A 20,423-nucleotide genomic window follows, 5' to 3' on the forward strand; every position below is an offset into this window, starting at 1 on the left:
TCATACACCCCTCTTGAATCTGTAGGAGAAAGTCATGAACCGCAAGATGCACACCAACAACGTTGTCCGTCCCACCCGCCGCGGTTTCCGCGTAGCCACTCTGGTCGCCGCGGCCGCTGTGGTCACAGGAGGAGTCGTCCTTCCGGCATCCATGGCCTCGGCCGCTCCGGTGGCGACCCACGTCGCTACGGCCCTCCCGAACGCCGGGGGCGCCGGAGGTGACGGTGGCAAGGGCGGTACCGGCGGTCTCGTCGGTGGCGCCGGTGGTGCCGGTGGCTCCGGTGGCGGCAGCGTCACGGGTACCGGTGGCAAGGGCGGCAACGGTGGTACCGGTGGGGATGGCTTCCTGCTCGGTGGCGCCGGTGGCGGTGGCGGCGGTGGCGGCGAAGGCCGCATCGGTGGCGCCGGTGGTAACGGTGGCGACGGCGGCTTCGGCGTCCTCCAGGGCGGCAACGCCGGTGGCGGCGGCGGGGGCGGCGACGGCTTCATCAAGGGCGGCAAGGGCGGCAACGGCGGCAACGGCGGCTTCAGCTTCTTCAACGGAGGCAACGGCGGCAAGGCCGGAGACGGCGGCCTCGGTGGCCTGATCGGTGGCGAGGGCGGCGACGGCGGTGCCGGTGGCGGCAGCCTCTTCTGACCCTCACCTGACCCGCACCGCAGTACCCGCTCAACGGGGTGGAGGCCTCAGGGCCTCCACCCCCCCCCCCCCCCCCCCCCCCCCCCCCCCCCGGGGGGGGGGCCCCCCGGCCCCCCCACCCCCCACCCCCCACCCCCCACACCCCTCGTCGGTATGTGCCGAAACGGAGAAACCCCTCATGTTCACGAAGTCCTGGCAGCGTCCGATCATCCTGGTCACGGCCTCTCTGGCCCTCGTCACCGGTACGGCGTGCGCCGCGCAGGCGTCGCAGTCCCACACCCCCACGAACATCAGCGCCTCGGCCCCGGCCGACACGCCCGAACACTGCGTCGGATTCGGGGCGGGCGGCAAGGGCGGAGAGGGCGGCAAGGGCGGTCGGGGCGGCGAGCCCGGTCAGCCGGGCGAGCCCGGCCAGCCCGGCGGGGTCGGCTGCTTCAAGTTCGAGGACCTGCCCGACAAGCCGAAGGCGGATCTGACGGTGGTCGACAAGGTGCGCATCGTGCTCATCGTGCTGGCGGCCGACGACCCGGAGGAGACCACGAAGAAGATCTCCGAGAAGTACAAGATCACGGACGAGCAGATCGACAACTGGAAGAAGTACTACGTCGACGGCGACTGGTTCGCGCTGATGGCGGACGACGTCCGCTCGTAAGGCCTTCCAGGCCCAGGCGCCCCGGTCCACAACGGGCCGGGGCGCCATCGGAACCTCGGGCACCGGGGAAAGAACAGCCGGACATCGATCTGGCCCATTCGAAAGGAACGCGGAAAGCGGGAAATCGGGACTCCGCAGCCGCGTCACGGAAAGTAATTTCCAAGGCAAGGGAGATTCTCATGCGTACGCGATCCACGAAGTTTCGGCTCGGTCTCGTCATTTCCGCGACCCTGATCGGCGCGGGTGCAATGGCACCGGTCGCCACGGCGGCCCCGGCGCAGACCGTTCGGACGGTCTCCGCTTTCGCCGACGGCGACGCGACCCCGGGCGGGGGCCGGTTCGACGGCAGGGCGGTGCTCGACAGCGTCAAGGTGGACAAGGGCAGCGTCCGCGTCGGTGACCGGGTCTGCGCGGGCAGCTGCGAGGGATCGGTGAACGGCACCAAGGGCGGCAAGGGCGGCATCTGCGCCGGTCTGTGCAACGGCAGCGCCAACGGCGGCACCGGCGTCACGGGCGTGCCGGGCGGCAGCGGCGGCACCGGTGGCAAGGGCGGCATCTGCGCCGGGACGTGCAACGGCAGCGCCAACGGCGGAACCGGCGGCACCGGCGGGGTCGCGCTGCCCGGCGGTGACGGCGGCAAGGGCGGCACGGGCGGAGACGGCGGCCTCTGCTTCGGCATCGGCTGCGGGACCACCGGCGGCTTCGGCGGCAACGGCGGCGCCGGCGGCAACGACGACGACTGACCGCCACGGACCGCGGCGCGCACCGGGACCGGTTCCCTTCGGGGACCGGTCCCGGTGCGCGTGCGCGTCCGCTCGGGTGTCCGTCCCCCCGTACCGCTCGACGGGGCGGCGCGCGGGCGGCACGCGGGCGGGGCGCTCGATAGACTTCCAGGTATGGAAGAGCGGCCTGCCGCGTCCGGCGGCGTCACCCGGCGGGGTGAGGGGGGCGCCCGATGAGCGAGGCGTCCAACCTCAGCGTGTACGCGGGCCGAGCCTCGGGCCTCATCGGCAAGCAGATCGCGGGCTACCGGGTGGAGCGCATGATCGGCCGCGGTGGCATGGCCGTCGTCTACTGCGCGAAGGACCTGCGCCTGGACCGTACGGTCGCGCTCAAGCTCATCGCCCCCGAGCGGGCCCGCGACGAGACCTTCAGGCGCCGCTTCACGCACGAATCGCGGGTGGCCGCATCGATAGACCACCCGCACATCGTGCCCATCTTCGAGGCGGGCGAGACCGACGGCGTCCTCTACATCGCCATGCGCTACGTCTCCGGCCTGGACCTGCGCGCGCTGCTGGACCGCGAGGGCCCGCTGCCCGTGGCGACCGCCCTGCGCATCGCCGCCCAGGTGGCATCGGCGCTCGACGCGGCCCATGACCACGACCTCGTGCACCGGGACGTCAAGCCCGGCAACATCCTGGTGGCCGCGGGCACCGACAGCGAGCACCCCGAGCACATCTACCTCACGGACTTCGGGCTGACGAAGAAGGCGCTGGCGCTGACCGGGTTCACGACGGACGGCGAGTTCGTCGGGACGCTCGACTACATGGCGCCGGAACAGATCTCCGGCAGGCCGGTGGACGGCAGGTGCGACCTCTACAGCCTGGCGTGCGTCGTCTACGAAACGCTCGCCGGCGGGCCGCCCTTCCAGCGCGAGGAGGACGCGGCGCTGCTGTGGGCGCACCAGTACGACCCCCCGCCCCCACTGACGCAGCGGCGGCCGGGAATCGCTCCCGCCGCCGCCGACGTACTGACCAAGGCCCTGTCGAAGGTCCCCGAGGACCGCTACGGATCCTGCCTCGAATTCGTGGCCGCGCTGCGCGTCGCCACGGGAGGCGGCACCGGCCGTTACGCCGATCCGCCGTCACGGGAGGATTCCCGTCCCCCCGGTGTCCCGGGGGACTCAGCGCCCCCGCGGGAGCCCCCGGTCTGGGCCCGGCCGGTCTTCTACGGCCGGCCCGGCGGCCCGTAGACGCCAAACGCCCGCCCCGCCCGTAACGGGCGGGGCGGGCGTTTCCGCTGTCCTGCGTAGGTCGTTCCTGCGCGAATCCCGCGCTCGTCACAGCCCCATCGAGATGGCCAGGCGGGTCATCTCGGCCGTGGTGCTGATGTTCAGCTTGGCGCGGATGCGGCGCAGGTAGGCGTCGACCGTGTGCTTGGAGAGCCCCATCTGGCGAGCCGTCTGCAGGTAGGTGCAGCCTGCGGCGATGTGTCGCAGTGCCTCCTGCTCGCGCGGGGCGAGGGTGGGGGTGGTGGCTTCGGTCTGCGGGGCGACGAGGGTGAGGCTCATGATTTCCTCCGACGGATCGGTCTGGTCATCACTGCTCACGTCCTCGGAAGCAGGGGACGTATACCTGAATGTCGGTGTTTGTCCCTAATAAAGAGCTTGTCGGTGGGACTTCATGGAGCTGTCCGTCGACTGTCACAGGCGCGTCACAGGGAACATTTCCGCGCATATCGCCCAACCTGGTGCGCGCCCTCAGTACTCGGTGAGGGACTGCTCGGCCCAGATCGTCTTTCCGATGGCCGCGTGCCGGGTGCCCCAGCGCTGGGCGAGCTGGGCCACCAGCAGGAGGCCCCGCCCGCCCTCGTCGAAGGTCCGGGCCCGCCGCATGTGCGGGGCGGTACTGCTCGCGTCGGAGACCTCGCAGATCAGGGTGCTGTTCTTCTCGTGGATCAGCCGCAACTGGATGGGCGGCTGGCCGTACCTGATCGCATTGGTGACCAGCTCGCTGACCAGGAGCTCGGTGACGAAGGCGGCCTCCTCCAGCCCCCAGGCCGTCAGCTGGTCAGTGGTCTGGCGCCGGGCCGTGGCGACCACGGAGGGGTCGGAGGGCAGGTCCCAGACGACGACCTGGTCGGCGTGCAGGCTCCTGGTCCGGGCGACGAGCAGGGCCACGTCGTCGTCCGGGCGATGCGTCAACATGGCCGTCAGCACGCGGTCGCACACCGCGTCCAGCGTGTCCGCGGGCCGCACCAGGGCCGCGAACATGCTGTCCAACGCCTCGTCGATGTCGTGGTCGCGGGCCTGCAGCAGACCGTCGGTGTACAGGGCGAGGATGCTGCCCTCGGGCAGTTCGACTTCGAGCGTCTCGAAGGGCAGGCCGCCCAGGCCCAGCGGGGGACCGGCCGGGACGTCCAGGAGGTACACGGAGCCCTCGGGGGAGACCACGGCGGGCGGCGGGTGGCCGGCCCGGGCGACCGTGCAGCGGCGGATGACCGGGTCGTAGACCACGTACAGGCAGGTGGTGCCGATGCCCCCGGCCGTCTCCCCGCCGGACTCCTGGTCACCCTCGTCGGCGGACAGGTGGATCACGAGGTCGTCGAGGTGGGTGAGCAGCTCGTCGGGTCCCAGATCGACGTCGGCCAGGGTGCGTACGGCGGTGCGCAGGCGCCCCATGGTGGCGGTGGCCCGGATGCCGTGGCCGACGACGTCCCCCACGACCAGCGCCACCCGGGCGCCCGACAGGGGGATCACGTCGAACCAGTCGCCTCCCACACCGGCCTCGCCGGCCGCGGGCAGGTAGCGGGAGGCGATCTCCAGCGCGGCCTGATCGGGCAGCGTGTGCGGGAGCAGGCTGCGCTGCAGGGTCATGGTCGTCGTGTGCTCCCGGCCGGACCGGTACGCGTTGCGGATCCCGGCCGCCGCCCTGGCCGTGAGTTCCCCGGCCACCCGCAGGTCCTCCGGCTGGAAGGGCTCCTGGCGCCGGTGACGGCTGAAGACGGCCACACCGAGCGTGCCGCCGCCGGCCCGCATCGGCACCACCATGATCGAGTGGGCCCCGTACTCGCCGATCCAGGCGGCTCCGGGGTCCTGCGCCGCCCAGCGGGCGAGGGCCGGGTCGGCGGCCCCGTACACGGCGCCGTGGCCCGAGACCAGCGCTTCGACGGGCGGTGACAGCGGCGGGTAGCTGGTCGTGTCCCCCACGGCCACCACGGACTCGGGGGTCCCGTCGAGGACCGACCGCGCCGAGGCGCGGCACACGGTGACCGGCCCGTCCGCCGGGACCGAGGACGGTTCGTCGCCGCGCGGGAGCGGTTCCAGCAGGTCGACCACCGCGAAATCGGCGAACCGGGGGACGGCTGCGTCGGCCAGCTCGTGCGCGGTGCGGACACTGTCCAGCGTCGTCCCGATGGGCGCGGTGTCGACCTCGTCCGTCAGGAGCATCTGGTGCTGGACCCCCTCCACCCCGTTCCGGTCGTGCGCGGCCAGACATACGGCGTGCACCCGGCCGTCCTGGTCCCGCAACGGCGCCAGCGAGGTGGTCCAACCGTGCTCCGCACCGGCGCCCGTCGGGTGGACGAAGGCCTCCGTGTACTGCGGCTCACCGGAGTCCAGCGCCAGCCGCATCCGGCGCTCGGTCTCGTCGCTCACGGGATCCGGCGCGATCTCCGGCAGGCGTAGCCCCCGCATCTCGGCCTCCGTGAGGGAGAGCGTGCGCTCCATACCGGCGTTCGCCCGCACCAGGCGCAGGTCCGCATCGAAGATCGCCAGGAAGCAGGGGGACTGGGTGAACGCCCACTCCTTCAGCGGTTCGCCCCAGGGAGAGCGGGGTGCGCCCCCGGCGGCGGACACCACGAACCACTTGACGGTGCCGCCGCTGGACGTCCAGCGGTGCGCCAGCAGTGCCACCTCCATGCGGTGACCGTCCCGGTGGCGCAGCGCCACCGTGCCGCTCCACCGCTCCCGCTCGGACGGCACCTCACGCGCCGCGTCACTGAGGACATCGGCGAGCCGGTGGGCGGCGGGCAGCCCCACGACCTCGGACGGCACGTAGCCGAGCAGCCGGGTCGCACCCTCGCTCCACTCGGTGACGATGCCCTGCTCGTTGATCGTCGCCGAGGCCGTGTAGGCCGACTCGAGGGGGGCGGCCGTCTCCTCGGGCCGCTCACCAGGAGAGGTGGGAACTTGCTCCATCGCCACTCATCTCGCCCTCGCTCGTTCCGCTGCCGCCGCCCCACGGGGACGTGCACGGCCAGGCGCTCCTCTGACCAGAATGATCCAGCCGGACAAGGAGCACCAACGCAGTACCGTCACGCGGGGCACTCAGCCACCCGGGTGCGCGAGGACGAGGGCGAGCGTCCGACCGGTTCCGGCGTTCGAGGTCGCGGCGGCGTCCACGGCGCCGGTCATCAGACCGGTTCCTCGTCCGGGTCGAGGAGCCGCAGCTCGTGCGCCAGCGCGGCCACGGCCCGGCGGATCTGGCCGGGCGTGTGGTCGTACGTGATGAAGAACCGCAGCCGGGCCAGCTCCTCCGGTACGGCCGGATGGAGGATGGGATTGACGCTGATGCCCTGCTGGAACAGGGCCTCCGCGAGCCGCAGGGTCTTCAGCGAGTCCCCGACGATGCACGGTACGACCGGCGTGTCATGGCTGTCCCCTGTGTTGATGCCCGCCTCGCGCGCGAGGCGGACGAAGAGCGCCGCGTTCTCCGAGAGCCGTGCCACCCGCTGCGGCTCGGCACGCAGCATGCGCAGGGCGGTCAGCGACGCCGCCGTGTCGGCCGGGGTCATCCCGGCGCTGTAGACGAAGCCCGGCACGGTGTAGCGCAGGTACTCCACGACCGGGCGGCTCGCCGCGACGTAGCCACCGCAGCTCGCCAGCGCCTTCGACAGCGTGCCCGACCACAGGTCGACCGCCGAGCGGTCGATGCCGTAGTACTCGCCGATGCCGCGGCCGGAACGGCCGATCGTCCCGATGCTGTGCGCCTCGTCGATCATCAGCAGCGCGCCGTGTCGGCGCTTGACGTCGACGAGGGCGGGCAGGTCGGCGATGTCCCCGTCCATGCTGTAGACGCCTTCGACGACGACGAGCACCCGCCGGTACTGGTCACGGACCTGCGTCAGCAAGGTGTCGAGGGCGGTGGCGTCGTTGTGGGGGAAGGGTCGCCGGGTCGCGCCGGAGAGCCGGCACCCCTGGAGGATGCTGTCGTGCGCGAGGGAGTCGTGGACGATGAGGTCCCCGGGGCCGACGAGGTGGCCGATGACGGTGACGTTGGTGGCATGGCCGTTGGCCAGGGTGACCGCGGCCTCGCACCCGAGCAGGTCGGCGATCTCGCTTTCGAGTTCCAGGTGGAGCGGTCGGCTGCCGGAGAGCAGCCGGCTGGCGGAGACCGAGGTGCCGCAGCGCTCTATCGCCTCGTGGGCCGCCTCGTTCACCTGCGGGTGGGTGGCCATGCCCAGGTAGTTGTAGCTGGAGAAGGAGAGGAGTTCCCGGCCGTCGATGACGGTGGTGTCCGTCAGCGCGCCCTCGTGGACGAGGAAGTACGGATTGGCCAGCCCCAGCCCGGAGAGCGAGGCGATGCGTTCGGCGTGGGCGGTGACCTCGGGGAAGCACTCGATCCGAGTGTGCTGCTCGGGCAACGGGGCGGCGGCCGGGGCCGGCGCCTCTTCGGCTCCGGATCGCTGCTCGGGAACGGGAGCGGGAGCGGTTACGGGTACGGGGGCGGGGGCGGGGGCCGGTACGGAGTCGCCGCAGCCGCGCGCGATCATCGCGGCGATCCCTCCGACGGTCGGCCGGTCGGTGGCCGACTTGTCGCGGGTCCACTGAGGCCACTGCCGCTTGAGGGAGGAGAACAGGTCCGTCAGCATCAGCGAGTCGAAACCGAGGTCGTCGATCAGCAACTGGTCGTCGCGCAGATGGGCGACCGGGAACGCGCTGACCCGGGCCACGTGCGCGAGCACGGACTCCGTGACCGTGGTGAGGTCCCCGGTCGGCGGCGGTGGCGGCCGCTCCTCGGTGTCGGGCGCGGCGGGCGGGGCGGGCGGGGCGGGCACGGCGGGGGGTACCGGGGCGGTTTCGGCGGTCGCCGGGGCGACGGCCGGCGCGGTCCGGTTCGGCTCGGGGAGGGTTTCGGCGAGGCGGGCCAGCAGCGCCGCCTCCGTGGTCGGGTTCGGCTCGGGGAGGGTTTCGGCGAGGCGGGCGAGCAGCGCCGTCTGCTGCTGGACCAGCCGGATCAGTTCCTCCATCGGGTGGAGCGGCGAGTCGTTCATCGTGGTCTCCTCGGGGGGTACGGGCCGGGACCGGGCCGGGGGCCGGTGGGAGGGGGCGGGGGTGCCCGTCGTTGCCGGGCGACGGCGGGGCATCCAGTAGGACTGGGTGGCGAGCTTCGCCACCGGCAGGTCGAGCAGTCGGCGCTCCCCCTGGGGAACCAGGGCGCGCGGGTCGACCGGGGCGCCCAGGACCGCGAGCCGGGCGAGGGCCCGTACGAAGCTCCGGCCGCCGTCCGGAGCCACCCCGGCGACGGGGACGACGTGGACGTCGCCGTGGTCGGTGAGGTTGCGGCGGACCGAGGTCAGGAGCGAATTGCCGCCGGTCACCTGGAGGAAGACACGGGCCCCCTGGTCGTAGGCGGTGCGCACGGCATCGGCGAACTGGACCGGTGCGGACGCGTGCCGTGCCCACAGCTCGCGCAGCCGCTCGGGTTCGGTGCAGACCTCCGCGTTCACGGAGGAGACGAACGGGAGGACGGGGCTGCTGACGGGGCGCTCGGCGAGGTCCGCGCGCATCTCCTCGTCCGCGGCGGCGAGCCGCGGCGAGTGGAAGGCGTTCGACACGTCGAGCGCCACCGTGACGACCCCCGCCTCGGCGCAGGCCCGCCGCATGGCGTCGAGCCCGTGCGGCGTGCCGCTGACCACGACCTGCCGCGGCTGGTTGAAACAGGCGAGCCACACGTCGTCGATGCCGTTCACCAGCCGGCGGCAGGTGTCCTTGTCGGTCTGTACGGCGAGCATCCCGCCGCGCAGGCCGTTCTCGGCCTCCCGGAGGGTCGCGCCCCGGTGCACCAGCAGTCGTACGGTGTCCCCGTCGGTGAGGGCGCCCGCCGCAGCGGCCGCGGCGAACTCCCCGACGCTGTGGCCGAGGACCAGGTCGGGAGCGATGCCGAAGCCGGCGAGGAGCCGGGTGGCGGCGATCTGGACGGCCCCGAGCAGCGGCTGGCACACCTCGGTGGAGGCGAGCCTGCGCCCGGCCCCTTCGGCGTCGCCCTCGGCGGTCGCCGCCTCCCCGTACAACAGGTCGCCGATGTCGGGGCCGGTGGCCTCGCGGGCCGCGGCACCGAGGTCGTCGACGGTCGCCCGGAAGCCGGGGAACCGCTCGTGGAGGTCCCGCATCATGCCGGGCCGCTGGCTGCCCTGACCGGGGAAGAGGAAGGCGAGGCGGCGCCGCTCGGCCGGCAGCGGGGCGTCGGCGGCGAAGGCGTCGTTCCCGAGGTCGCCCCGTTCGCCCTCGACGAGCTGCTCGCGGGCGCGGCGCAGCCGCCGTACGAAGGCCTCGGTGTCGGCGGCCACGATCGCGAGCCGGGCCGTCAGCGGCCGGCGGGAGCCGAGGGTGTGTGCCACGGCTGCCAGCGGGGCGGGGTCCGCCGCGTCGAGTGCGTCGAGAACGTCGCCGATGTGCTGGTCCAGGAGCTCGGGACTGCCGGCCGAGAGCAAGACGAGCTGGGGGCCGGTGTCCGGGGCGGCCCCGGTCCGCCCGGTGCGTTCCGGGAGACGGCCGGTAGCGGGGGAGGGGGCAGGGGCGGGCCGCTCCTCCAGAACCACGTGGACGTTCGTCCCGCCGAAGCCGAACGAGCTGACGGCGGCCCGGCGCGGAGCACTGGAGTCCGGAAAGGGCCGCTGCGCGTCGGCGAGACGCAGACCCGCGGCGTCGATGCCCAGGCCCGGGTGCGGGGCGGTCCGCGGCTGCGGAACGATCGTCCGGTGGTGGACGACCAGGGCCGTCTTGATCAGTCCGGCGATGCCCGCGGCGGACAGCGAGTGTCCGATGAGGGCCTTGCCCGCACCGACGTAGCACAGCGAGGGGTCGTCGTCGGGGTACTCGGTGCGCAGCCGGCGCAGCGCCTCGACCTCGGCGCGGTCGCCAGTGGCGGTACCGGTCCCGTGGGCCTCCAGGAAGCCGACCGTGGACGGGGCGACCCCCGCGTCGTCGTAGGCCCGGCGCATGGCGCGCAGCTGGCCTTCGGGAGCGGGCGCCAGCGGCCCGGGGGAGGCGCCGTCGTTGGCCGAGCCGATGCCCTTGATCACCGCGTACACCCGGTCGCCGGCGGCGAGCGCGTCGGCGAGCGGCCGGACGACGATCGCGCCGGCGCCCTCACCGAGGACGAAACCGTCGGCCCCCTCGTCGAAGGGGCGGCACACCCCGGTGGCGGACAGCGCCCGGAGCGTGGAGAAGCCGATCAGGCTGTCGGGGGTGAGGTTCAGGTACACGCCGCCGACGACGGCGATCCGGCAGCTGCCCTGGCGCAGTTGGGCCACGGCCTGGTCCAGGGCGACGAGCGAGCCGGAGCAGGCGGCGTCGACGGCGAAGCTGGGCCCGCCGAGGTCGAAGTGCCGGCTGACGGTGCCGGGGGCCATGTTGAGCAGGCTCCCCGGCAGGCTGAAGGCTTGTACGGTGCCGAGCGATCCCGCGTGGTCCCTGACGGCGTCGAGGAAGCCGCCGGGGTCCGCCGCGGCCTGCCGCGCGTCCTCGGCCAGGGCGATGGCCCGGATGGGGGCCGACATCAGGTCCTTGTAGTCGGACACCGACATTCCGCAGAAGACCCCGGTGTTCGCCCGGTCGAAGTCGCCCCGGCCCAGCCCCGCGTCGTCCAGGGCCTCGCGGGTGACGTCCAGGAGCAGCCGGTGCTGCGGATCCATGGCCCGGGCGCGAGCGGGCGGTACGCCGTAGTGCAGGGCGTCGAAGCGGTCCACGTCGTCCAGGAAGGCGACCTGGTCGGTGTACGCGGCATGGGGTGCGGAGGGATTGCCGGGTTCGTGGAAGGCCTCGTGGTTCCAGCGCTCCTTGGGCACGGCGGAGAACTGTCGTTCCCCGCTGAGCAGGAGCTTCCAGTAGGCGCTGATGTCGGGAGCACCGGGGAAGCGGCAGCCGAGTCCGGTGATGGCGATGTCGGTCATGGGAGTTCTTCCTTGCCGTGAGACGGGGGCGGGACGGGGTCGAGACGGGGGATGTGGGGGGAGATGGGGACGGGTGGGCGACGACGGTCAGTGGCGCGCCCGGGCCGGGGTCCGCGGGGCGGGCCGGGCCGCGGGACACCTGCGGACGGGCGTCGGGGGCGGACGGGAGGCAGGGAGCGGTTCCTTGGGCCGGACGGGACGCGGCGCCCACCAGTTCAGGCCGCCCGCCAGGCGCATCAGCGCCGGTACGAGGACCCCCCGTACGAGCGTGGCGTCGAGGAGGACGCCGAGGCCCGCGCCGATCCCGAAGAACTGCAGGAGGGACACCTGCGAGGTGCCGAAGCTCAGGAGGGTGAAGGCGAGCAGCGCGCCGGCGGTGGTGACGATCCCGCCCGTGCGGGCCATGCCCGTGACGATCGAGCGGGCGTTGTCCTGCCCGGCCTCGTGCGCCTCCTTGATGCGTGCGAGGACGAACACCTCGTAGTCCACCGAGAGCCCGAAGACGATGCAGAACAGCAGGACCGGCATGGTCGTGCTGAGGGGCCCCGGTGTGAAGTCGAGCAGCTGGTGGAGATGACCCGACTGGAAGACCCACACCATGGCGCCGAGGACGGCCGCGAGACCCAGCGCGTTCAGCGCGATGGCCTTCAGCGGCAGCAGCAGGCTGCGCGTGAAGCCCAGGAGCAGCGCGAAGGTGGTGAGCGAGATCAGTGCGAGCGCCAGCGGGATCCGGTCGCCCACGGTGGCCTTGGCGTCGACCAGGACCGCGCTCGGTCCGCCGACGAGGGCCTCGGTGCCCGCGGGGGCGGGGACCGCACGGACGTCGTGGACGAGCTGCTGGGCAGCGTGCGACTGGGGGTCAACCAGCGGCACCACGGAGAGCTGGACCGGGCCGTCCACGGCGGGCCGGGCGGTGGCCGAGGCCTGGCCCGGGATCGCTGACCGCTCCCCGTCCCGGAAGCCGCCGTCGGGTCCCGCGACCTGGGCGACCTGCGGGAACGCGGACAGGCGGCGGGCGTACTCCACCCGCTCCGACGGGGAGGCACCTCCCGTGGTGACGACCGTCAGCGCGCCCGAGCCCTTCATGTCGAACCGGTCGCGCACGAGTTCACCGGTCTGCCGGCTGGACGCGCCGGGCGGCAGCGCCCGGTCGTCGGGGGTGGCGAAATCGGCGTGCGCGAAGGGGGCGGCGAGCAGCACCAGCAGGCCGATCACCGGCAGCGCCGCGATCAGCGGGCGGCGTACGACGATCCGCGCCAGCCCCTCCCAGAATCCGGACCGGGAGCCGGAGCGGACCTGGCGGCGCCACGGCACGGCCCAGGCGTTCACCCGCTTCCCGAGCAGTGCGAGCAGGGCGGGCAGTACGGTCACGGCGCTCACCGCCGCGATCGCCACCACGGCGATGCCCGCGTAGGCGAAGGAGCGCAGGAAGTACGGCGGGAACACCAACAGCGTGGCGAGCGCGGCGGAGACCGTGGCGGCGCTGAAGGCGATCGTGTGGCCCGCCGTGCGCACGGTCCGTACGGCGGCGGTGCTCGGCAGGAAGCCGGCGGCGAGCTCCTCCCGGAACCGTGAGACGACCAGCAGCCCGTAGTCGATGCCCAGCCCCAGGCCGAGCGCCGTGGTGAGGTTCAGCGCGAAGACGGACACGTCGGTGACGCGGCCGAGGAGGCTCAGGACCAGCAGCGTCCCGGCGATGGAGAGGACCCCGATCAGCAGCGGCAGGGCCGCGGCGACCACACTGCCGAACACCAGGACCAGCAGGATCAGGGTGCCCGGCAGGACGACGGACTCGGCCCGCTTCAGGTCGGACTCCGAGATGTCCTGGAGCTCGGCGTCGACGAGGGCGCTCCCCCCGACGTGCACCGTCAGGGTCTCGTCGGCACCGGCCGGGGCGGTCAGTTCCGCGCGCAGCCGCTCGGCCCGCGCCGCGAGCTCTTCCCCCTCGCCGTCCACGTGCGCGACCAGCATCGCCGCGCGGCCGTCGCGGCTGCGCAGCTCCGCCGCGCCGCCGGTCCAGTACGAGGTCACGGCGCTCACGTGCGGCTGCGCGGCGAGCCGTCCGGTCAGTTCCGCGCCCGCGCCGCGGGCGGCCGGTCCGTCCACGGAACCGCTGCCGCTCCGGGCTACGAGGACCAGGTTCGGGGAGGCGCCCAGGCGGTCGGCGGCCAGGTGCGCGGCGCGGCTGGACTCGGACCGCGGATCGTCGTACCCCTGAGTCTTCAGCCGGCCGGTCGCATCCGTGCCGAACAGGACGGACAGGACGAGGAAGACGAGCGCGCCGATGAGGACGAGCCGGGGGTGACGGGTCACGAAGGCCCCTGCACGGCGGAACATGGATGCCTCCGGTACGGACGGCGATTCGCTCCTGCTCTCGCGCAGGAAGGTCGATGTCCACCGTGCCCGGACGCGGGTCGAGGCCGTAGTCCCGGCCATTCGTACCTTGACAGGACGGGAGGGGAGGTACCCCGGGGCGTCGACACGAAGGGTGACATCGCGTGCCCGCGAGTCACTCGATGTGGTGGGTCCGTGGTGGGAGTGGCGGCGCCGGGGTGCGTCCGGTGCGTCCGCCGCCGACTATGGGCGGCGTACCACCCCCACTGCCGTTGTCAGGAGCTCACCATGCTGGAGCGCAAACTGCGCAAGGACCACACCGAGGTCACCTTCATCCTGCCCGTCGACACCCCGCCGGGACCGGTCAGCGTGGTGGGCGACTTCAACGACTGGCAGCCCGGTGTCCACACCCTGGCCCGCCGCAAGGACGGCAAGCGCGCCGTGACCGTCGAGCTGCCCAGCAAGAGCACGCACTCCTTCCGGTACCTGGCGGCCGGGGACTACTGGTTCAACGACGAGAGCGCCGGGGACCAGGACGGCCCCAACAGCCGCTTGCACACCTGACGGCCCGGACTCCTCGCAGACGGACCGGAACGCGCCCCGGCCATGGGCCGGGGCGCGTTTGTGCGACGTCGATCAGTTGAAGTAAGGTTAGGCTAATCTAATCGATCAACAGTACATATTCCGGGGCGAGTTGGTGGCCCCTCACTCCCGCGTGCCCGTTTTGTCTATCGACAGTGCGCCATGGAATCAGCTTAGCTTTGCCTAAGTTCCGGTCGCGGCTGCGTCGGCGTGCCGACCCGTCCGGGCGGTGGATCGAAGGGATGACGTAGAGCGACATGGGCACGATCGCAGTGGAACGCCCCGTGCCCGGGGGCGTGACGGAGGCCCGTCGGCGGCGGGTCGTGGGCTCACTCGCCCTGGTGCTGGTCCTCCTGGCCGCCGTGGTGGTCTCGTTGGCCGTCGGTGCGCGGGCGCTGACCCCCGCCGAGGTGTGGCGCGGGTTATCGGCGGCGCCGGACCCCGACCAGCGACTCACCGAGATACGCCTCATCGTGCGGACCGTACGGGTGCCGCGCACGGTGCTCGCGGTCGCGGCGGGCGTGGCCCTGGGGGTCGGCGGGGCGCTGATCCAGGGGTACACGCGCAATCCGATCGCCGACACGGGCCTGCTGGGCGTGAACTCCGGCGCCTCCTTCGCCGTGGTGCTGGTGATCGCCCTGTTCGGGTTCGCCAACCCGTTCCAGTACGTCTGGTTCGCCTTCTTGGGCGCCGCGGTCGCCGGCGTCGTCGTCTTCGGACTGGCGAGCATCGGCCGGGGGGCCGGTAACCCGCTGACCCTCGCGCTGGCCGGACAAGGGGTCACGGTGTTCCTCGCCGCGATGACCACGGCGGTCGCGCTGTCCGACAAGGCCTCGCTGAACGCCCTGCGGTTCTGGAACGCGGGCTCCGTGGCCGGTGTCGGGTTCGACGTCATCTGGCCGGTGATCGCGTTCATCGCCGTCGGGCTGCTGCTCGCGCTGATCACCCTGCCCGCCCTGAACCTGCTCAACCTCGGCGACGACGTCGCGCGGGGGCTGGGGGTGAACATCGTGCTCAGCCGGACCATCGGCATCGCCGCCATCACCCTGCTCGCGGGAGCCGCCACGGCGGCGTGCGGCCCCATCGCCTTCCTCGGCCTGATGGTGGCCCACATGGCCCGGTACCTGACCGGGCCGGACTACCGCTGGCTGGTGCCGTACGCGGGCCTGCTCGGTGCCGTCGTCCTGCTGGTCTGCGACATCGCGGGGCGTCTGCTGGTGCGGCCGGGGGAGTTGGACGCGGGGGTCGTCGTGGCCCTCCTCGGGGCCCCGTTCTTCGCGGCCCTGGTGTGGCGCGGAAAGTTCAAGAGCGCATGACCGGAACCGAGGTGACCGAGGTGAAGGCATTGGCACCGGTGACGCCGGGCGTGCGGCTCGGCCCCGTCTCGTTCGTGTGGCGGCCGTGGGTCGTGTGCGTCACGCTGCTGCTGGCGGCGGCGACCTTCCTGATGTTCTGCGTGTCCATCGGCGTGGGGGACTTCCCCATCGGCCTGTCACGGGTGATGGCCACGGTCGTGGGCGGCGGCGAGCAGGTCGACAAGTTCGTGATCATGGACCTGCGGATGCCGCGCGCCCTGGCCGGGCTCGTCGTGGGCATCGCGCTCGGGGTGTCCGGGGCGATCACCCAGTCGATCGCGCGCAACCCGCTGGCCAGCCCGGACATCCTGGGGATCACGTGGGGCGCCGGCGCGGTCGCGGTGTTCCTGGTGACCGTGTCGGGCGGGACCGCGGCGGCGGTCGTCAACTCCGTGGGCCTGTCCGGGGCGGCGCTCGCGGGCGGCCTCGGCACGGGGCTCCTCGTGTACTTCCTGGCGTGGCGACGCGGGATCGACGGCTTCCGGCTCATCCTCATCGGCATCTCGGTGAGCGCCGTCATGGAGGCGATCACCACCTGGCTGCTGGTCACGGCCGACATCAGGGACGTGGCCCGGGCCCAGGCCTGGCTGGTCGGCTCCCTGGACAACCGGTCGTGGGACGACGTGGGCGTCGCGCTGTGGTGCACCCTGGCCCTGATGGTCGTCGTGACGGTGGTCGCGTTCCAGTTCAAACCGCTGCACCTCGGTGACGACGTGGCCGCGGGCCTCGGCGTCCGGTACGCGAGGGTGCGCGCGGTGCTGCTGCTGTGCGCGGTGCTGCTGGCCGGCGTGGCGGTGAGCGCCGCCGGCCCGGTCTCGTTCGTCGCACTGGTGGCGCCGCAGGTGGCGATGCGGCTGGCGAAGTGCCCGACACCGCCGATGGCGGCCTCCGGGATGGTCGGGGCCCTGCTGCTGATCGGCGCGGACCTGGTCGCCCGTACGGCACTGCCGATCACCCTCCCGGTCGGGGTGGTGACCGCCGTGATCGGCGGCCCCTTCCTCATTTACCTGCTGGTGCGGGCCAACCTCCGCTAGCCGGTGTCCCCGTAGACGTCCAGACATCAGACCTTCAGACACCAGACCCTTCAGACATGCCTATTTCAGGGGGAGTTGTGGCCGTATCGCAGATCGCCGGGATCGAGTCCGACGGGGACGAGGCCGTACGGCTGGCGGCCAGAGGGGTCACCGTCGGGTACGGCGGCCGGGTGGTCATCGACGACCTCCACGTGTCGATCCCCCCGCAGGTGATCACCACGATCATCGGCTCCAACGGGTGCGGGAAGTCGACCCTGTTGCGGACCCTGTCCCGGCTGCTCAAACCGACCAGCGGATCGGTCGTGCTGGACGGTGAGGACATCGGCCGGCTCAGGACCAGGGACGTGGCCAAGAAGCTCGGCCTGCTGCCGCAGGCTCCGGTGGCGCCGGAGGGGCTCACCGTGGCCGACCTCGTCGCCAGGGGGCGCCATCCGCACCAGAGTTGGCTGCGGCAGTGGTCCTCCGACGACGCCGACGTCGTGGCGCGGGCCCTGGCCATGACCGGGGTGTCCGACCTGGCCGACCGTCCGGTCGACGCGCTGTCCGGCGGGCAGCGGCAGCGGGTCTGGATCTCGATGACGCTGGCACAGGGCACCGACCTGCTGCTCCTGGACGAGCCGACCACCTATCTGGACCTGGCGCACGCGATCGACGTGCTCGACCTCGTGGACGACCTGCACGAGTCGGGGTGCACCGTGGTCCTGGTGCTGCACGACCTCAATCTGGCCACGCGCTACAGCGACAACCTCATCGTGATGAAGGCCGGTTCGATCCTTGCGCAGGGGCATCCCCGTGACGTGATCACCGCGGAGCTGTTGTACGAGGCGTTCGGGTTGCGCGCCAAGGTGATCGACGACCCGGTGGGGGACCGGCCGCTGATCGTGCCCATCGGGCGCGCCCACGTGAACACCCCATAGATCAAACAAAGTTACGTTGCAAGTAAGGCTAGGCTAGCCTCACTTGAGCGCGGTAGGGTTTGGCTGCCCTCGGGCGGAACTGCAGTGGACGGCACGAAAGCAAGGGATTTCGGATGCTTTTCCATCGAACGACACGTATGAAGCCCTGGCAGCGGCTGGCGGCAGGAGTGTCCGCCGCGACCCTCGGTGTCGGCCTCCTGGCCGGATGCGGTTCCGATTCGGCGGACCAGGCCGACAAGAAGAGCGACGGCGCCCCGGCCGCCGGGGGCACCTTCCCGGTCACCGTCGAGCACGCCTTCGGATCGACCAAGGTCGACAAGGCCCCCAAGCGGGTCGTCTCGGTCGGATACACCGACGACCAGGCCATCCTGGCGCTCGGCATCAAGCCGGTCGGCATGGTCGACCAGTACCCGAACCCGCCGGGCACCTCCCCCGACATCAACACCCAGTGGCCGTGGGTGAAGGACAAGTGGGGGGACACCCGCCCCGAGGTCATCATGAACAACGGTGACGCCGGCCCGAACTACGAGAAGATCGCGGCCCTGCGCCCGGACCTGATCATCGTCGTGTACTCCGAGATCGACCAGGCCGGCTACGAGAAGCTCTCCAAGATCGCCCCGACGGTGGGCCGCACCAAGGCCGAGAAGGAGCCGTTCAGCGCTCCCTGGCAGGACAACGCCGTCCACATCGCCAAGGCGCTCGGCCAGGAGGCCAAGGGCACCGAGCTGGTGAAGGGCATCCAGGACAAGCTCGACACGGCCAAGAAGGCGCACCCCGAGTTCGCGAACCAGACCGCCGTCCCCCTGTCCTGGTACAAGGACTCGGTGGCCCCGTTCACCACCACCGACGTCCGCGGCCGGCTGGTGACGGGCATCGGCTACAAGGGCCAGACCGAGATCGACAAGATCGCGGACGGCAAGTTCTACACCACGCTCTCCCCGGAGCGCATGGACCTCGTCGACGTCGACCGCCTCTTCGTCATCGCCGACAAGGCGGACCAGGAAGCACTGAAGAAGTTCCAGCTGTTCACCAACCTGAACGCGGTCAAGAACGGCAAGGTCTCCTACCTCCTCGACAGCGAGGGCCCGGCCGTCGGCGCGGCCATGTCCCAGGGCACCCTGCTCTCCCTGCCCTACGCGATCGACGAACTCGTCAAGTCGGTCGGTTAAGTGTGAGCATCACCGCCGCGCGCGTCGCCCCGTCGACCCTGCGCACCACGACCGGACGCGAGGCCACCCGCTGGGTCGCGGCGCACTGCCGCGAGGTGCCGTGGCTGACCATCGCCACCGTGTTCACCACGGTGGCGGGGGCGGCCCTCCAGGTGCTCCCGCTGCTCCTGCTCGGTCGGGTCGTCGACGGGGTGGTCGCGGGCGGACCGCGCTCGATCCTGGTCACGACCGGGGTGTTGATGGTGGCCGCCGCGCTGCTCGGCGCGGCGGCCACCGCCCTGTCGACCTACCTCATCGGGCGCCTCGGTGCGGACCTGCTCGCACGGCTGCGCGAAGGCGCCGTCCGGGCGGTGCTGGGGATGCCGAGCGCCCGGATCGAGCAGGTCGGCCGGGGAGACGTGCTCTCCCGGGTCGGCGACGACGTGGCCGTGCTGTCCAAGGGCATCAGGACGGCCGTTCCCACCGTGTTCTCGGCGGGGGTGCTGGTCGTCATCGCCACGCTCGGCATGTTCGGCCTGGACTGGCGGCTCGGACTGGCCGGTGCCTGCGCGCTGCCCGCGTACGGGCTGGCCCTGCGCTGGTACCTGCCCCGCTCCGCCCCGCTCTACCAGAAGCAGCGGGCGGCCCAGGCCGACCGTGCGCAGGCCCTGATCAGCGGGTTGAACGGGATAGACACGGTCCGGGCGTACCGCCTCGAAGGGGCCGTCCGCGAGAAGGTCACCCACGAGTCGTGGCGGGTGCGCGAACTCGGAATCGAGGTGTTCCGGCTCTTCGGCCGCTTCGTCGGCCGGGAGAACCGCGCCGAGTTCATCGGACTGGTCCTCATCATCGTCGTGGGGTACGCCCTGCTGGAGGCCGACGCCGCCAGCCTCGGCGAGGTCTCCGCGGCCCCACTGCTGTTCCACCGCCTCTTCACCCCGCTCGGCTCCATCATGTTCACCTTCGACGAGGCGCAGAAGTCGGGCGCGAGCCTGACCCGCCTGGTCGGAGTGCTGGAGGAGGACTCCGAGGACCGGCTGGTGGGCGCCCTGGCCGCGGCCCGTGCGGCGGACCCGCCCGACCCGGTGCCCGTGACGGTGCGCGGGCTGACGTTCCGCTATCCCGACTCCGAGGAGCCGGTCGTCCGGGACGTCGACCTCACGATCCCGGCCGGCACCTCGCTCGCGCTGGTCGGGGCGACGGGCGCGGGCAAGTCCACCCTGGCCGCGCTGATCGCGGGCATCGGCACCCCGCAGGCCGGATCGGTGCACATGGGGTCCACCGACCTCGCCGGTCTCGACGAGGCCGGGGCGCGGGCCCTGGTCAGCATCCTGACGCAGGAGACGCACGTCTTCTCCGGTCCGCTCGCCGAGGACCTGCGCCTGGCCGCACCGGAGGCGACCGACGCCCAGCTGATGGACGCCCTGCGCACGATCGGTGCCGACGCATGGGTCGACGCGCTGCCCGACGGGCTGAACACGCCCGTCGGCGAGGGCGGCGAACGCCTCGACGGCACCAAGGTCGCCCACATCGCCCTGGCCCGGCTGGTGCTGGGCCGCACCCCCGTCGTGGTGCTCGACGAATCCACGGCGGAGGCGGGCAGCGAGGGGGCGGCCGAGCTGGAACGGGCCGTGCTCGCCGCGTGCGCGGGCCGGACCACGCTGTTCGTGGCGCACCGGCTGACCCAGGCGATGGCGGCGGACCGGATCGCCGTACTGGACGCGGGACGCGTCGTGGAGCAGGGGACGCACGAGGAGTTGGTGGCCCTGGGCGGCCGCTACGCACGACTGTGGCGGGCCTGGCGCGAAGGCAGTTAGGCAGCCCATTTTTCGGTTGGGCCGACATATCGATCTGGAAAGGGCGTTGAGCC

At 72.3% G+C, this 20,423-nt stretch carries 14 protein-coding genes; 10 read left to right on the plus strand and 4 right to left on the minus strand.

Annotation, left to right across the window (positions count from 1 at the left end; translation table 11 throughout):
• Window positions 1-34: 34 nt before the first annotated feature.
• The 4 genes from ACIQK6_RS32020 to ACIQK6_RS32035 all read left to right on the plus strand — a co-directional run bounded on the left by ACIQK6_RS32020 (window position 35) and on the right by ACIQK6_RS32035 (window position 3,261).
• Window positions 35-637 carry a hypothetical protein gene (locus tag ACIQK6_RS32020; protein WP_329104784.1) on the plus strand — a complete coding sequence of 201 codons (603 nt, stop codon included), beginning with the start codon at window positions 35-37 and terminating at the stop codon, window positions 635-637.
• A 178-nt stretch (window positions 638-815) separates the two neighbouring features.
• A complete protein-coding gene (locus ACIQK6_RS32025; RefSeq protein ID WP_329104786.1) occupies window positions 816-1,289 on the plus strand; it encodes a hypothetical protein in 474 nt (157 codons plus the stop codon).
• 179 nt (window positions 1,290-1,468) lie between these two features.
• Complete coding sequence (locus ACIQK6_RS32030; protein WP_329104788.1) at window positions 1,469-2,032, plus strand: hypothetical protein; 564 nt, start codon at window positions 1,469-1,471, stop codon at window positions 2,030-2,032.
• A 212-nt stretch (window positions 2,033-2,244) separates the two neighbouring features.
• Complete coding sequence (locus ACIQK6_RS32035) at window positions 2,245-3,261, plus strand: serine/threonine-protein kinase (protein WP_329104790.1); 1,017 nt, start codon at window positions 2,245-2,247, stop codon at window positions 3,259-3,261.
• A gap of 87 nt (window positions 3,262-3,348) precedes the next feature.
• Here ACIQK6_RS32035 and ACIQK6_RS32040 read toward each other — a convergent pair whose 3' ends face one another.
• The 4 genes from ACIQK6_RS32040 to ACIQK6_RS32055 all read right to left on the minus strand — a co-directional run bounded on the left by ACIQK6_RS32040 (window position 3,349) and on the right by ACIQK6_RS32055 (window position 13,496).
• Window positions 3,349-3,579 (minus strand): response regulator transcription factor, encoded by a 231-nt coding sequence (locus tag ACIQK6_RS32040; protein WP_189734557.1) that lies wholly within the window; start codon window positions 3,577-3,579, stop codon window positions 3,349-3,351.
• Window positions 3,580-3,768: 189 nt separating this feature from the next.
• A complete protein-coding gene (locus ACIQK6_RS32045) occupies window positions 3,769-6,207 on the minus strand; it encodes a SpoIIE family protein phosphatase (protein ID WP_329104793.1) in 2,439 nt (812 codons plus the stop codon).
• A gap of 215 nt (window positions 6,208-6,422) precedes the next feature.
• The gene (locus ACIQK6_RS32050; RefSeq protein ID WP_402696153.1) at window positions 6,423-11,183 is read right to left on the minus strand and encodes a type I polyketide synthase; all 4,761 of its coding nucleotides are present in this window, start codon (window positions 11,181-11,183) and stop codon (window positions 6,423-6,425) included.
• Between the two features lie 87 nt (window positions 11,184-11,270).
• Window positions 11,271-13,496 carry an MMPL family transporter gene (locus ACIQK6_RS32055; RefSeq protein ID WP_402696155.1) on the minus strand — a complete coding sequence of 742 codons (2,226 nt, stop codon included), beginning with the start codon at window positions 13,494-13,496 and terminating at the stop codon, window positions 11,271-11,273.
• 309 nt (window positions 13,497-13,805) lie between these two features.
• Between ACIQK6_RS32055 and ACIQK6_RS32060 the strand changes: the two genes are divergently transcribed.
• The 6 genes from ACIQK6_RS32060 to ACIQK6_RS32085 all read left to right on the plus strand — a co-directional run bounded on the left by ACIQK6_RS32060 (window position 13,806) and on the right by ACIQK6_RS32085 (window position 20,370).
• The gene (locus ACIQK6_RS32060) at window positions 13,806-14,081 is read left to right on the plus strand and encodes an isoamylase early set domain-containing protein (RefSeq protein WP_030009921.1); all 276 of its coding nucleotides are present in this window, start codon (window positions 13,806-13,808) and stop codon (window positions 14,079-14,081) included.
• A gap of 275 nt (window positions 14,082-14,356) precedes the next feature.
• Entirely contained in the window at window positions 14,357-15,415 is a 1,059-nt protein-coding gene (locus ACIQK6_RS32065; protein WP_329104799.1) for an iron ABC transporter permease, read from the plus strand.
• A complete protein-coding gene (locus ACIQK6_RS32070) occupies window positions 15,412-16,488 on the plus strand; it encodes a FecCD family ABC transporter permease (protein ID WP_402696157.1) in 1,077 nt (358 codons plus the stop codon). The genes ACIQK6_RS32065 and ACIQK6_RS32070 overlap by 4 nt, the downstream gene beginning before the upstream one ends.
• 56 nt (window positions 16,489-16,544) lie before the next feature.
• Entirely contained in the window at window positions 16,545-17,405 is an 861-nt protein-coding gene (locus tag ACIQK6_RS32075) for an ABC transporter ATP-binding protein (protein WP_402696159.1), read from the plus strand.
• Between the two features lie 113 nt (window positions 17,406-17,518).
• Window positions 17,519-18,574 carry an iron-siderophore ABC transporter substrate-binding protein gene (locus ACIQK6_RS32080; RefSeq protein WP_329104806.1) on the plus strand — a complete coding sequence of 352 codons (1,056 nt, stop codon included), beginning with the start codon at window positions 17,519-17,521 and terminating at the stop codon, window positions 18,572-18,574.
• A gap of 2 nt (window positions 18,575-18,576) precedes the next feature.
• Complete coding sequence (locus ACIQK6_RS32085) at window positions 18,577-20,370, plus strand: ABC transporter ATP-binding protein (RefSeq protein ID WP_329104808.1); 1,794 nt, start codon at window positions 18,577-18,579, stop codon at window positions 20,368-20,370.
• Window positions 20,371-20,423 lie beyond the last annotated feature (53 nt).

Source organism: Streptomyces sp. NPDC091682 (assembly GCF_044756625.1).
GTDB lineage: Bacteria > Actinomycetota > Actinomycetes > Streptomycetales > Streptomycetaceae > Streptomyces.